Source organism: Micromonospora sp. IBSANI012, assembly GCF_052814045.1.
The window spans coordinates 788,099-801,166 of record NZ_CP199933.1; the positions used below are offsets into that span (position 1 = coordinate 788,099).

Sequence of the window (13,068 nt, forward strand, 5' to 3'; positions counted from 1 at the left end):
GGGCGTTGCTGACAGAATTGCCGTCATGTCCGACGTTCCCGCCCGCCCGCGCGTCTTCTCCGGCATCCAGCCGACGGCCGACTCGTTCCACCTCGGCAACTATCTCGGCGCGGTGCGGCACTGGGTGGCGCTGCAGGAGACCCACGACGCGTTCTACTGCGTGGTCGACCTGCACGCGATCACCGCGGGGCACGACCCGGCCGTGCTGAAGCAGCGCTCCCGGGTGGCCGCCGCGCAGCTCTTCGCGGTCGGGATCGACCCGGAGCGCAGCACCCTGTTCGTCCAGTCGCAGGTGCCCGAGCACTCGCAGCTGGCCTGGGTGCTCGGCTGCATCACCGGTTTCGGCGAGGCCAGCCGGATGACGCAGTTCAAGGACAAGTCGCAGAAGCAGGGCAGCGAGCGGGCCAGCGTCGGCCTCTTCACGTACCCGATCCTGCAGGCCGCGGACATCCTGCTCTACCAGGCGAACGCGGTGCCCGTCGGCGAGGACCAGCGCCAGCACCTGGAGCTCTCCCGCGACCTGGCGCAGCGGTTCAACTCGCTGTTCGGCCCGACCTTCACGGTGCCCGCCCCGCACATCGTCAAGGACACCGCGAAGATCACCGACCTGCAGGACCCGACGGCGAAGATGTCCAAGTCGTCGTCCTCGCCGGCCGGCATCATCGACCTGCTGGAGGAGCCGGCCCGCTCGGCCAAGAAGATTCGCTCCGCGGTCACCGACACCGGCCGCGAGATCGTCTTCGACACCGAGACCAAGCCGGGCATCTCCAACCTGCTGACCATCTACTCGGCGCTCTCCGGCCGGAGCATCGACGACCTGGTCGCGGCGTACGCCGGCAAGGGCTACGGCGACCTCAAGAAGGACCTCGGCGAGGTGGTCCGGGAGTTCGTCACCCCGATCCAGGAGCGCAGCCGCGCCTACCTCGACGACCCGGCGCAGCTGGACAAGCTGCTCGCCGCCGGCGCCGAGAAGGCCCGCGCGTTCGCCGCGCCGACGCTGCGCGCCGCGTACGACCGGATCGGGTTCTTCCCCCCGGTCCGCTTCGAGTAGCGGCTCCGGGCCGACGGGTACGGGTGGAGGGGTGGCGCGGAGCGTGGATCGCAGGGACGGGGCGTCGGTGGACGGCGACACCATCCAGATCGGGATCGCGGTGGACGTCCCGGAGCCGTGGGGCGGCATGCTCACCCGGCGCCGGGCCGAGTCCGGCGACCCGCAGGTGGTCCCGGCGCACGTGACGCTGCTCGGGCCCACCGAGATCCCGGTGGCGGCGCTGCCGGCGGTCGAGGAGCACCTGAGCCGGGTGGCCGCCCGGCACCTGCCGTTCACCCTGCACCTGCGGGGCACGGGCACGTTCCGGCCGGTGACCCAGGTGGTGTTCGTGACGGTGGCCGCCGGGATCAGCGAGTGCGAGCTGCTCGCCGCCGCCATCAACGCCGCACCCGAGCTGCACCGGGAGGCCCGCTTCCCGTACCACCCGCACGTCACCGTCGCGCAGGACGTCGCCCCCGAGGCGCTGGACCGGGCGTACGAGGACCTGGCCGACTTCTCGGCCATGTTCGAGGTGGACTCGTTCACGCTCTTCTCGCACAGCGGTGCGACCCGGTGGCAACCCCGCCGGGACTTCCGACTCGGCGGCTGACCGGGCCGGTGGCCACAGGCCCGCCCCGCGGCGGGAGATCGGCGAGGATGACGTGGTGGACGCGTGGGGCCGGCTGACGGGCGGGATCGACCGCCGGTTCACCACGGCCCGGCACCGGTGGCCCCGCTTCGACCACCTCTGGCGGGCCATCGACCTCTACGGGAACGTGCTGGGCGGGCGGCTGGCCGCGGCGATCGCCTACTACGGCTTCTTCGCCGTCTTCGCGCTCGCCCTGGTGGCGTACTCGATCTTCGGGGCGATCCTGGAGGACAACGACGAGGTCAGCGACGCCGCAGCCGGCTTCCTGCGGGAGAACCTGCCGTTCCTCGACCCCGGGCAGATCGCCGAGAGCAGCAACACCGTCGGCGTGATCGGCCTGGTCATCCTGGTCTTCACCGGGATCGGCTGGGTGGAGGCGATCCGCTCCTCGCAGCGGCTGATGTACGGCTTCAACCAGCAGCCCGGCAACCTGGTGGTGCGCCGCCTGGTCGACCTGGGCGTGCTGCTGCTGGTCTTCGTGATGCTCGGCATCTCGGTGGCGGCCGTCGACGCCCTGGAGTCCCTGCTGCGCTTCCTGCTGCGGGCCACCGGCTCGGTCGGCCTGACCATGGTCAGCGCGGCGCTCAGCGTGGTGGTCAACGCGGTGCTGGCGACGGCGCTGCTGGTGGCGGTGCCCCGGCTGCGGATGAGTCGCCGGCGGCTGCGGCCGGTGGTGCTGATCGTGGCGGTGGGCATCACGCTGCTCAACACCGTCGGGCGCTACTACGTGGTGCGCACCGAGCGGAACCCGGCGTACACGGTGGTGGCCGGCGCGGTCGGGCTGCTGCTCTACCTGTACCTGCTCAACCAGCTGGTGCTCTTCGGCGCGGCGCTCGCCGCGACCAGCCGGCACGGGCGGGTGGTCGACCTCTCCGACGGGCCCGCCCCGGCGGACCTCGACGTCGAGACGGATCCGGACACCGATCCGGGGACCCCGGGAGGGGCGGGCTGACGTGCTGATCGAGATTGACCCGGGCTCGGCGGTGCCCCCGTACGAGCAGGTGCGCGGGCAGTTGGCCGCGATGGTCGGCGACGGGCGGCTGCCGGTGGGCACCCGGCTGCCGCCGGTGCGCCAGTTCGCCGCCGAGCTGGGGCTGGCGGCGAACACCGTGGCGCGGGCGTACCGGGAGCTGGAGGCGGCCGGGCTGTTGGAGACCCGGGGGCGGCACGGGACGTACGTCGCGCCGGGCCGCGACGACGCGACCGACCGGTTGCAGCGGGCGGCGGCCCGGTACGCCGACGAGGCGGTGCGGCTGGGCGTGCCGCCGGATCGGGCACTCGCCCTGGTCCGCGCCGCTCTCGACGCCGCCCGCCCAGGCTGAGTCGACGGACGAACAGGTCAGGAAACCGACCGATGCGCGAACCGGCAGTTGCCGCAAATGCCACTCACCTTTCCGCCGTGACCGGCCATGATGAGCGCGTGGGCGCACTCGTGACGTTGGACCTGCCGGACGACTCGCCGATGCTCGGCCTGCCGTGGATCATCACGTTCGGCCCGCTCGGCGACCCCGCCGAGTGGGAGCCGGTGGTCTGCGGCCCGTACGAGCGCCCGCACGCCCTGGCCCTGGCCGAGGCGGTGGTGGCCGAGGAGCAGCTGATGGCGGTGGTCGAGCCGCTGGTGCCGGCGTTGTCGGCCGAGGAGGTGCGCGGCGAGATCGCCGCCGCGCAGATCGCCGCCGAGGACGAGGCGGCCCGGATCGACGAGTCCGACCTCTACGGGGACTTCGAGGACGTGCTCGACGAGGAGCTGGAGCAGGCGGCCGCGCGGGCCGAGCACCCGGTCGCGCCGCAGCCGGCACCCAGCGAGGACGAGCTGCGGGCCGGCTTCGAGCGGATCTCGGAGCTGCTGCGGCGCAAGGGCCGCTGACCCGTCAGCGCGGCGGGCCGTCCAGCACGCAGAACTCGTTGCCCTCCGGGTCGGCCAGCACGACGAAGCCCTCGTCACCGGACTGGCCGACGTCGGCGCGCCGGGCGCCCAGCGCGAGCAGCCGCCGTACCTCCGCCCCCGGGGTCCCCGTCGGCGACCAGGTCCAGGTGCAGCCGGTTCTTGCCCCGCTTGGGGGTGTCGGAGGCCTGGAGCCAGACCGTCGGGGTGCCGGCCGGCCGCTCGGGGGTGGGGTGGAGCTTGGCGTTGCCGTCGTCACCGCGCTCCACCCGGTAGTCGAGCCCCGCCGACCAGAAGCCGGCCATCAGGTCGAGGTCGGTGACGTCGAGGGTGTACTGCGCGACGTGCAGCGCCATCGGACACCTGGGGCCGGGCCGAACGGACACCGGCGCCCCGGGGAACTCCCCGAGGCGCCGGTGCCACCTCACCCCCCACCACAAGGGGTCGGCAGGCCCAGTCGCCCGTCGGCGCGGGGCACAACGGACGACCAGGTCAGTGGCGGGTTACCCGGCTCAGCGCCGTTCGAACCACGCAGCTGCGTCCACCGGCAGGAGATGCCCCGATCCCTGCTCGGTGAGGTCCTCGCTCGCGACGAGCGGCCGGCCGTACCCCTCGACGAGGGCCGGCGCGCCGCTGATGTTGACCACGCAGGTCAGCGTGGTCCCGCCGCCGGTGCGGCTGAAGGCGAGCATGCCGGGCCCGCCTTCCAGCCAGGTCACCCCGCCGGTCGTGCCGGCCAGCGCCGGGTGTTCGTGCCGGATCCGCAGCGCGGCGCGGTACAGCTCCAGGGTGGAGCCGGCGACGCCGGTCTGGGCGGCCACCGAGAGGGCACGCCAGGTCGCCGGGGCCGGCAGCCAGCTCAGCTCGCTGCCCTCCGGGCCGAAGCCGTACGGGGCCAGCTCGCCGCTCCACGGGATCGGCACCCGGCAACCGTCGCGGCTCTCCCCGGTACGCAGGAACGCCGGATCCTGGCGCAGCCCGTCGGGGAGGTCCAGCACCTCCGGCAGGCCCAGCTCCTCGCCCTGGTAGACGTAGGCGCAGCCGGGCAGGGCCAGCATCAGCAGGGCGGCGGCCCGGGCCCGGCGCAGGCCGACCTCGCCGTCGCCGTACCGGGTGACGTGCCGCTGCCGGTCGTGGTTGGACAGCACCCAGGTGGTCGGGGCGCCGACGATGGTGGACTCGGCCAGCGCGGTGTCGATGACCTTGCGGAACGAGTCGGCCGACCAGGTGGCGTCGAGGAAGTCGAAGCTGAACGCCTGGTGCAGCTCGTCCGGGCCGATGTAGCGGGCCAGTCGCTGCGGGGTCTCCGCCCACGCCTCGGCCACCGCCATCCGGCCGCCCGGGTAGCTGTCCAGGATCGGCCGCCAGGCGCGGTAGATCTCGTGCACCTCGTCCTGGTCGAAGTAGGGCAGGCGGCCCTTGCCGAGCAGTTCGGACTGGCGCTGGCCGGTGGTCAACGAGCTGAAGCCGACGTCCGGCAGCCCCTCGGCCTTGATCATCCCGTGCGCCACGTCGATCCGGAACCCGTCGACGCCGCGGTCCAGCCAGAAGCGGAGCACGTCCTCGAACTCGGCGCGCACCCGCGGGTGCCGCCAGTTCAGGTCGGGCTGGGCCGGGTCGAACAGGTGCAGGTACCACTGGCCGTCCGGCACCCGGGTCCAGGCCGGGCCGCCGAAGATGCTCTCCCAGTCGTTCGGGGGCAGCTCGCCGTGCTCGCCCTGGCCGTCGGCGAAGAGGTAGCGCTCCCGCTCCGGCGAGCCCGGGGCGGCGGCCAGCGCGGCCTGGAACCAGGGGTGCGCGCTGGAGGTGTGGTTGGGCACCAGGTCGACGATGATCCGCAGCCCGAGGGCGTGCGCGTCGGTGATCATCGCGTCGAAGTCGGTGAGCGTGCCGAACAGCGGGTCGACGTCGCGGTAGTCGGCGACGTCGTAGCCGGCGTCGACCTGCGGCGAGGTGTAGAAGGGGGTCAGCCAGAGCGCGTCGACCCCGAGGTCGCGCAGGTACGGCAGCCGCTCCCGGATGCCCCGGAGGTCACCGACGCCGTCGCCGTCGGCGTCGGCGAAGCTGCGGACGTAGACCTGGTAGACGACCGCGGACCGCCACCAGTCGGCGTCGGCGGCCGGCGGTGCCGGGTTGGTGGCGTCGGTCATCGGTGACGATCCCCGTTCTGTGGAGCACCCGGAGTGGGCCCGGGAGAGCGGATGTCAGTGCAGGATGCCGCCCGGTTGCTGCAAGAGTCAAGCATTCCTTGCGCAAGAAATGATGGCTCGCACCTTCCGGCCGGCCTGGCGACCCCCGTGCGGCTGTCCCGGCAGGCGGGACGGTGCCGGGACGGCCGCCGTCGTGGCGGCCGGCCGGGGCGCTCGGGTCGGGTCAGGCCGAAACGGCGAGGGCGGGCGGCGCCGGCCGGTGCCGGGTGCCGCCCGGGACCGGGTTGGCGCCGGCCGGGCGGACGACCGCGGTGGAGCCGCGCACCACCAGCTCCGGGCGGAACACGTACTCCGAGTGCGGCGCGGCGTGGCCGTTGATCTCGTCGACCAGGGCCCGCACCGCGGCGACCGCCATCGCGGCGACCGGCTGGCGCATCGTGGTCAGCGGCGGATCGGTGAAGGCCATCAGCGGGGAGTCGTCGTAGCCGACCACGGAAAGGTCCTGCGGGACCGACATGCCGCGCTGCCGGGCCGCCCGGATCGCGCCGAGCGCCATCAGGTCGGAGCCGCAGACGACGCCGGTGACCCCGCGTTCGATGAGCCGGCCGGCGGCCGCCTCGCCGCCCTCCACGCCGAAGAGCGAGAGCTCGGCCAGTTCGGCCAGGTCCTGCTCGGCAGCGCCGGCGAGCCGGGTCATCGCGGTCCGCCAGCCGGCCACCTTGCGCTGCACCGGCACGAACCGGTCGGGGCCGGTGATCAGGCCGATCCGGCGGTGGCCGAGCGCGACCAGGTGCGCGACGGCCAGCTCGGCGGCCTCACCGTCGTCGCACGAGACGAAGGGGGCGGCGACGTTCGGGACGTACCCGTTGATCATCACGACGGGCAGCGGGCGGGCGATCAGCGCGCGGTACCGGTCGTGGTTGGCGGCGGTGTCGGCGTGCAGGCCGGAGACGAAGACGATCCCGGAGACCTGCCGGTCCAGCAGCATCTCGACGTACTCGTCCTCGGTGACCCCGCCGGGGGTCTGGGTGCACAGCACCGGGGTGAACCCGCTCTGGGCCAGGGTCGACTCGATGACCTGGGCGAACATCGGGAAGATGGGGTTGTCCAGCTCCGGAACGACCAGCCCGACGAGCCCGGCGCTGCGCTTGCGCAGCCGGGCGGGGCGCTCGTAACCGAGCACGTCGAGGGCGGTCAGGACGGCCTGCCGGGTCTCGGGGGCCACGCCGGGGCGGTCGTTGAGCACCCGCGACACCGTGGCCTCGCTGACTTCGGCCTGCTGGGCGATGTCGGACAGTCGAGCGCGCATGGCGGAACTTTAGCTCACGGGCAAGTTCTTGCGTACGCTCCTGCAAGCCCTTCCATTCCCTGCAACCTCTTGCTAACGTCCCCGCAACATGCGAGAGCAGCGGCGCGGCATCGCAGCGCCGGTTGGCAAGAACTTACAGAGGTTCCCACTGGCGGGCCGCCCTTCCCCCGGCGGCCGCCACAACGACAGGAGTACCGATGCGCATCCGTACCGCGGGTGTGGTCGCCGTTCTCGGTCTGGCGCTCGCGGCGTCCGGCTGCGGCGACAACAGCAAGGACGAGCCGGCCGCCAAGGATTCCCCCAAGGCCGCGAGCGGCAAGCTCGTCATCTGGGCCGACGACAAGCGGGCGGCGGCCCTCAAGCCGTTCGGTGAGAAGTTCGGCCAGGAGAACGGCGTCACCGTCGAGGTGCAGGCCGTCTCCAAGGACCTGCAGACCAACTTCGTCACCGCCTCCCAGCAGGGCAGCGGCCCGGACGTCGTGGTCGGCGCGCACGACTGGATCGGCAACCTGGTCCAGAACGGCGCCATCGACCCGGTGCAGCTCGCCGCCGAGCAGAAGAGCGCCTTCAACGAGACCGCCGTCAAGGCCGTGACCTTCAACGGTCAGGTCTACGGCGTGCCGTACGCGACCGAGAACATCGCGCTGATCCGCAACACCGAGCTGGCCCCCGAGGCGCCGAAGACGATCGAGGACCTGGTCACCTCCGGCAAGAAGCTCAAGGCCGAGAAGAAGGCCAGCGAGATCCTCTGCCTCCAGTCCGGACAGAACGGCGACGCGTACCACATCTACCCGCTGTACACCTCGGCCGGCGGCTACCTCTTCGGCACCGCCGCCAACGGCGACTACGACCCGAAGGACCTGGGCGTGGGCAAGCCGGAGTCGATCGCGGCGTTCCAGAAGATCGCCAAGCTCGGTGAGAAGGGTGAGGGTGCGTTGAAGCGCTCCATCACCGGCGAGAACTCGATCGCCACCTTCACCGGCAAGAAGTGCGCCTACCTGGTCTCCGGCCCGTGGGCGATCGCCGACGCCAAGAAGGCCGGCATCAAGTACGACATCTCCCCGGTCCCCGGCTTCGCCGGTGGCAAGGAGGCCCAGCCGTTCGTGGGCGTCCAGTCGTTCTACGTCGCTGCCAAGGGCAAGAACAAGGCCCTGGCCCAGGAGTTCGTCACCAACTACGTGACCAAGCCCGAGCTGGCCGTGGCGCTGTACAACGCCGAGCCGCGTCCGCCGGCGCTGACCGCCGCCTTCGACCAGGTCAAGGGCACCGACCCGGACCTGGCCAAGTTCTCCGAGGCCGGCAAGAACGGCCAGGTGCTCCCGGCGATCCCGGCCATGGCCGCGATCTGGGACCCGTTCGGCAAGGCCGAGGCCGCCGTCATCGGTGGCGCCGACCCGACCAAGACCGTCACCGCCGCCGGCAAGACGATCTCCGGTCAGATCAAGTAATGAGCGCGTCGCTGTCCGGCCCGGGGTCTGCCACGCAGACCCCGGGCCGGGAGCCCGCCCGCTCCGGGCTCCCGCGCAAGTCCCGTGACGCGCGGCACCACGCGCCGATCACCCTGACCGGCCTCGTTGTCAAGGTGGTCCTGCTCGGCCTGGTGGCCGGGATCGCGATCTGGGCGGCATTCCCGCTCATCGAGGCCGAGAAGTGGGTCGGGCTGGCCATCCTGTCGGCCACCACCGCCGGCCTGTTCTACCTGTACCTCACCCGCCGACACATCCCGGCGAAGTACCTGGTTCCCGGCACGATCTTCCTGATCGCCTTCCAGATCTTCCCGGTGCTCTACACCGCGAGCACTGCCTTCACGAACTTCGGCGACGGTCACCGCGGCGAGAAGTCCGACGCGATCGTCGCCATCCAGAGCTCGTCGGTGAAGCAGGTCCCCGGCTCCACCCAGTACCTCCTCTCCGTCGCCACCAAGGGCGACCCGGCCACCGGGCCGCTGGTCTTCCTGGTGACCGACCCGAAGAGCGGCACCGTCTCCGCCGGCGACGCCGGCGGCCTGACCCCGCTCGACGCCGCCGAGGTCACCGTGGCGCCGGGCGGCAAGGTAACCGCCGCCGAGGGCTACCAGGTGCTCAACTTCGGCCAGGCCAGCGCCCGCAGCAAGGAGATCACCGACCTGGTGGTCCCGACCTCCGGCGGCGCGCTGCGCTCCTCCGGTCTCTCCCGCGCGTACGAGGGCAGGGCGATCCGGGCCTACGACGCCGGGTGCGACTGCGTCAAGGACAGCGAGACCGGCAAGACCTGGATGGCCGACGAGGAGATCGGCGCGTTCGTCGCCGCCGACGGCGAGCAGTTGGCCCAGGGTTGGAAGGTCAACGTCGGGCTGAAGAACTTCGATCGGGTGCTCACCGACCCGGCCATCTCCGGTCCGTTCTTCGGCACCCTGGTCTGGAACTTCGTCTTCGCGCTCGGCTCGACCGGCTTCACCTTTCTGCTCGGCCTGGCCATCGCGCTGGCATTGCACTCGCCGCGCATGCGCGGCACCAACCTCTACCGGATCCTGCTGATCCTGCCGTACGCGATGCCGTCGTTCGCGATGCTGCTGGTCTGGCGGGACATGTTCAACACCGACTTCGGTCTGATCAACAACCTGTTCGGGCTCGGCGTCGACTGGTTCGGGCAGGACTGGTCCGCCCGAATCGCGGTGATCCTGGTGCAGCTCTGGCTGGGCTACCCGTACATGTTCCTGGTCGCCACCGGTGCGCTCCAGGCGATCCCGCGCGAGCTCACCGAGGCCACCTCGGTCGACGGCGCGTCGCCCTGGCAGTCGTTCCGCGCGGTCACCCTGCCGCTGCTGCTGGTGGCGCTCTCCCCGCTGCTGATCTCGTCGTTCGCATACAACTTCAACAACTTCAACGCGATCTACCTGACCACCGAGGGTGGACCGTTCCCGGCGGACAACCCGACCTCCGGCGCGACGGACCTGCTGATCACGTACACCTACCGGCTCGCCTTCGGTGCCCAGGGCGCCCAGTTCGGCCTGGCGGCGGCGGTCTCGATCTTCATCTTCACGATCGTCGCGGTGGTCTCCGCGGTCAGCTTCTCGCGGACCCGCAAGCAGGAGGAGGTGTACTCGTGAGCACCCACGCGAACGCCCCGGTCGCCCGGAGCACCGCGGCCGGCAGGCGGAAGAACCGCTGGTTCGCCCAGGTCGGCTGGCGGCACGTGGTCGGGGTGGCGGCGGTGGCGTTCAGCCTCTTCCCGATCCTGTTCGTGCTCTCCGCGGCGCTCAACCCGCTCGGCACCCTCTCCTCCACGGACCTGGTGCCGACCAGTGGCGTGTCGTTCGAGAACTTCACCAACCTCTTCGACCGGACCCCGTTCGGGTGGTGGTTCCTCAACTCGCTGGTCGTCGCCGGGGTGGCGAGCTTCGCCTCGATCTTCCTCTCGGCGCTGGCGGCGTACTCCTTCTCCCGGATGCGCTTCGCCGGCCGTCGGGTCGGGCTGCTCTCGCTGCTGCTGATCCAGATGTTCCCGCAGTTCCTGGCCATCGTGGCGATCTTCCTGATCTTCACCACGGTCACCGACCTGTGGCCGGCGATCGGCTTCAACACGCCGTGGGGCCTGCTGCTGCTCTACCTCGGTGGGGCCTTGGGCGTGAACACCTGGCTGATGAAGGGCTTCTTCGACACGCTGCCGCGGGAGCTGGACGAGTCGGCGACCATGGACGGCGCGACGCACGCCCAGGTCTTCTTCCGGATCATGCTGCCGCTGGTGGCGCCGATCCTGGCGGTGACCGGGCTGCTCGCCTTCATCGGCACGATCAACGAGTTCCTGATCGCCAACGTGTTCCTCACCAACCCCGAGTCCAAGACCCTCGCGGTCGGCATGTTCGGTCTGGTGGCGGGCGAGCGCAACAACAACTTCGGGATCTTCGCGGCGGGCACCCTGCTCACCGCCGTCCCGACGGTGCTGGTGTTCCAGTTCCTTCAGCGGTACATCGTCTCCGGTCTCACCGCCGGAGCCGTCAAGGGGTGAATCGGAGGGGTGGCCGCTCCTCGCGCAGCGCGAGCTGAGTGGTCCGGGCCCGTACCTGGGCCGGGCCGAGTGGCCCGGGGCAGCGGCGGCCGGCCCTCCGATCAATCGCAGGCTGCGGCAAGGGCGTCGGGACGACGTGCACCGGAGCAGTCACGGGCCGACCGCCGCGGCCGGGAGACCGGCCGCGGCGGGGGCTCTCTCTCCCGGCCATCGACGCACGAAAGGCTCCACCGCCATGTCCGCGCAGCCGCACCACGACGGATCCGCCCTGTACGTACCCGAGCAGGAGCCGGCCCTCGGTCAGACCGTGCCGGTCTTCGTCCGGGTCCCGGCGGGCGCCGACGTGCGCACCGTGCACGTGCGGACCACCGGCGACGGCGAGCCCCGGTTCGCCGAGGCGGTGGTCGACCGCACCGAGGGCGGCGAGGTCTGGTGGCGGGCCGACGTCGAGGTCCGCAACCCGGTCAGCAACTACCGCTTCATGCTCTCCGGGACCACCGGCTACCGCTGGCTCAACGCCGCCGGCGTGATCTCCCACGATGTTCCGGACAACGGCGACTTCAAGCTGGTCAGCTACGCCCCGCCGCCGGCCTGGGCGCGGGACGCGGTGATCTACCAGATCTTCCCGGACCGGTTCGCCCGCTCCGCGGCCGCCGCCGGCCGTACGCCGCCGGACTGGGCGATCCCGTGCGACTGGGACACCCCGGTCATCGGTCGCGGCCCGGAGACGCCGTACCAGTTCTACGGTGGCGACCTGGACGGTGTCACCGAGCGCCTGGACCACCTGGCCCGACTCGGCGTGAACACCCTCTACCTCACCCCGATCTTCCCGGCCCGCTCCAACCACCGGTACGACGCGGCCAGCTTCGACACCGTCGACCCGCTGCTCGGCGGGGACGCCGCGCTGGCCCGGCTCGCCGATGCCGTCCGGGCCCGGGGCTGGCGGCTGCTCGGCGACATCACCAGCAACCACACCGGCGACGCGCACGAGTGGTTCACCACCGCCGCCTCGGACCTGCGGGCCGCCGAGCGGGCGCTGTACTACTTCGACGAGGCCACCGGCGACTACGAGTCGTGGAACGGGGTCACGTCGCTGCCGAAGTTGAACTGGGGCAGCGCGGAGCTGCGCCGGCGCTTCGCCACCGCCGACGACTCGCTGCTGCGGCGCTGGCTGCGTCCGCCGTACGGGCTGGACGGCTGGCGGGTCGACGTGGCCAACATGACCGGCCGGCGTGGCGCGGACGCGTACACCCACGAGGTGGCGCGGCTGCTGCGCGAGGTGGTCGCCGAGACCCGCCCCGACGGCCTGCTGCTCGCCGAGCACGGCCACGACCACACCGGCGACCTGGATCGGGACGGCTGGCACGGGACGATGAACTACGTCGGCTTCACCGACCCGGTCTGGTCCTGGCTGCGGCACGGCGACGAGCCGGTGCCGAACTTCCTCGGCACCCCGGGCGGGGTGCGGCGGCGCGACGCCGAGGCCGTGCTGGCGACCATGGACACCTACCGGTCGCTGATCTCCTGGCGCTCGTACACCCACTCGTGGCAACTGCTCGGCTCGCACGACTCGGCCCGGATCCGCACCGTGGTCGGTGACGCCGCCCGGCAGGAGGTGGCCGCCGGCCTGCTCGCCACCATGCCGGGCACCCCGGTGGTCTTCGCCGGGGACGAGCTGGGGCTGACCGGCACCAACGGCGAGGGTTCGCGGACCCCGATGCCGTGGCACCGGCCGGAGAGCTGGGACCGGGCCACCTTCGCCGCGTACCGGGGGCTGCTGGCGCTGCGCCGCGACGAGCCCGCGTTGCGCCACGGCGGCCTGCGTCGGGTGCACGCCGACGCCGACACCCTGGTCTTCCTGCGCGAGGCCCCGACCGGGGCGGTGCTGGTGCTCGCCCGCCGGGCCGCGGGCCGGCCCGTCCGGCTGACCGGCCTCGGGGCGGGGGAGAACGCGTACGGCGGCGCCCCGGCGCTGCGCCCGGACGCCGACGGCGTGGTCACCCTCCCCGCCGACGGCCCCACGTTCCAGGTCTGGCGGCTGTCCTGACCCGGGCCCGC

General features: G+C 72.1%; 13 protein-coding genes. 9 read left to right on the top strand and 4 right to left on the bottom strand.

The window, feature by feature from the left end:
- Positions 1-25 precede the first annotated feature (25 nt).
- From trpS to ACTWM8_RS03930, 5 genes are all read left to right on the top strand, one after another.
- Positions 26-1,051: a tryptophan--tRNA ligase gene (gene trpS / locus ACTWM8_RS03910; RefSeq protein WP_446212587.1), complete on the top strand. Its 1,026-nt coding sequence runs from the start codon at positions 26-28 to the stop codon at positions 1,049-1,051.
- 43 nt (positions 1,052-1,094) lie between these two features.
- Positions 1,095-1,640 carry a 2'-5' RNA ligase family protein gene (locus ACTWM8_RS03915; RefSeq protein ID WP_446212588.1) on the top strand — a complete coding sequence of 182 codons (546 nt, stop codon included), beginning with the start codon at positions 1,095-1,097 and terminating at the stop codon, positions 1,638-1,640.
- Positions 1,641-1,695: 55 nt separating this feature from the next.
- Entirely contained in the window at positions 1,696-2,631 is a 936-nt protein-coding gene (locus ACTWM8_RS03920; protein ID WP_446214459.1) for a YihY/virulence factor BrkB family protein, read from the top strand.
- 1 nt (position 2,632) lies between these two features.
- Positions 2,633-3,001, top strand: a complete 369-nt coding sequence (locus ACTWM8_RS03925; protein WP_154939716.1) for a GntR family transcriptional regulator — start codon at positions 2,633-2,635, stop codon at positions 2,999-3,001.
- Between the two features lie 98 nt (positions 3,002-3,099).
- Positions 3,100-3,546 carry a hypothetical protein gene (locus ACTWM8_RS03930; RefSeq protein WP_346536610.1) on the top strand — a complete coding sequence of 149 codons (447 nt, stop codon included), beginning with the start codon at positions 3,100-3,102 and terminating at the stop codon, positions 3,544-3,546.
- A gap of 4 nt (positions 3,547-3,550) precedes the next feature.
- On the opposite strand, the gene ACTWM8_RS03935 is transcribed toward ACTWM8_RS03930, so the two are convergent.
- From ACTWM8_RS03935 to ACTWM8_RS03950, 4 genes are all read right to left on the bottom strand, one after another.
- Positions 3,551-3,667: a VOC family protein gene (locus ACTWM8_RS03935; protein WP_446214460.1), complete on the bottom strand. Its 117-nt coding sequence runs from the start codon at positions 3,665-3,667 to the stop codon at positions 3,551-3,553.
- The gene (locus ACTWM8_RS03940; protein ID WP_446212589.1) at positions 3,621-3,920 is read right to left on the bottom strand and encodes a VOC family protein; all 300 of its coding nucleotides are present in this window, start codon (positions 3,918-3,920) and stop codon (positions 3,621-3,623) included. Before ACTWM8_RS03940 ends, ACTWM8_RS03935 begins: the two co-directional genes overlap by 47 nt.
- A 156-nt stretch (positions 3,921-4,076) precedes the next feature.
- Positions 4,077-5,714, bottom strand: a complete 1,638-nt coding sequence (locus tag ACTWM8_RS03945; protein ID WP_446212590.1) for a glycoside hydrolase family 13 protein — start codon at positions 5,712-5,714, stop codon at positions 4,077-4,079.
- 223 nt (positions 5,715-5,937) lie between these two features.
- Positions 5,938-7,023 carry a LacI family DNA-binding transcriptional regulator gene (locus ACTWM8_RS03950; RefSeq protein ID WP_446212591.1) on the bottom strand — a complete coding sequence of 362 codons (1,086 nt, stop codon included), beginning with the start codon at positions 7,021-7,023 and terminating at the stop codon, positions 5,938-5,940.
- Between the two features lie 197 nt (positions 7,024-7,220).
- Between ACTWM8_RS03950 and ACTWM8_RS03955 the strand changes: the two genes are divergently transcribed.
- From ACTWM8_RS03955 to ACTWM8_RS03970, 4 genes are all read left to right on the top strand, one after another.
- Complete coding sequence (locus ACTWM8_RS03955) at positions 7,221-8,471, top strand: sugar ABC transporter substrate-binding protein (RefSeq protein WP_446212592.1); 1,251 nt, start codon at positions 7,221-7,223, stop codon at positions 8,469-8,471.
- Positions 8,471-10,111 (top strand): ABC transporter permease subunit, encoded by a 1,641-nt coding sequence (locus ACTWM8_RS03960; protein WP_446212593.1) that lies wholly within the window; start codon positions 8,471-8,473, stop codon positions 10,109-10,111. Before ACTWM8_RS03955 ends, ACTWM8_RS03960 begins: the two co-directional genes overlap by 1 nt.
- Positions 10,108-11,010, top strand: coding sequence for a sugar ABC transporter permease (locus ACTWM8_RS03965; RefSeq protein WP_446212594.1), 903 nt, complete (start codon positions 10,108-10,110; stop codon positions 11,008-11,010). Before ACTWM8_RS03960 ends, ACTWM8_RS03965 begins: the two co-directional genes overlap by 4 nt.
- Before the next feature lie 235 nt (positions 11,011-11,245).
- Entirely contained in the window at positions 11,246-13,057 is a 1,812-nt protein-coding gene (locus ACTWM8_RS03970; protein WP_446212595.1) for a glycoside hydrolase family 13 protein, read from the top strand.
- Positions 13,058-13,068 lie beyond the last annotated feature (11 nt).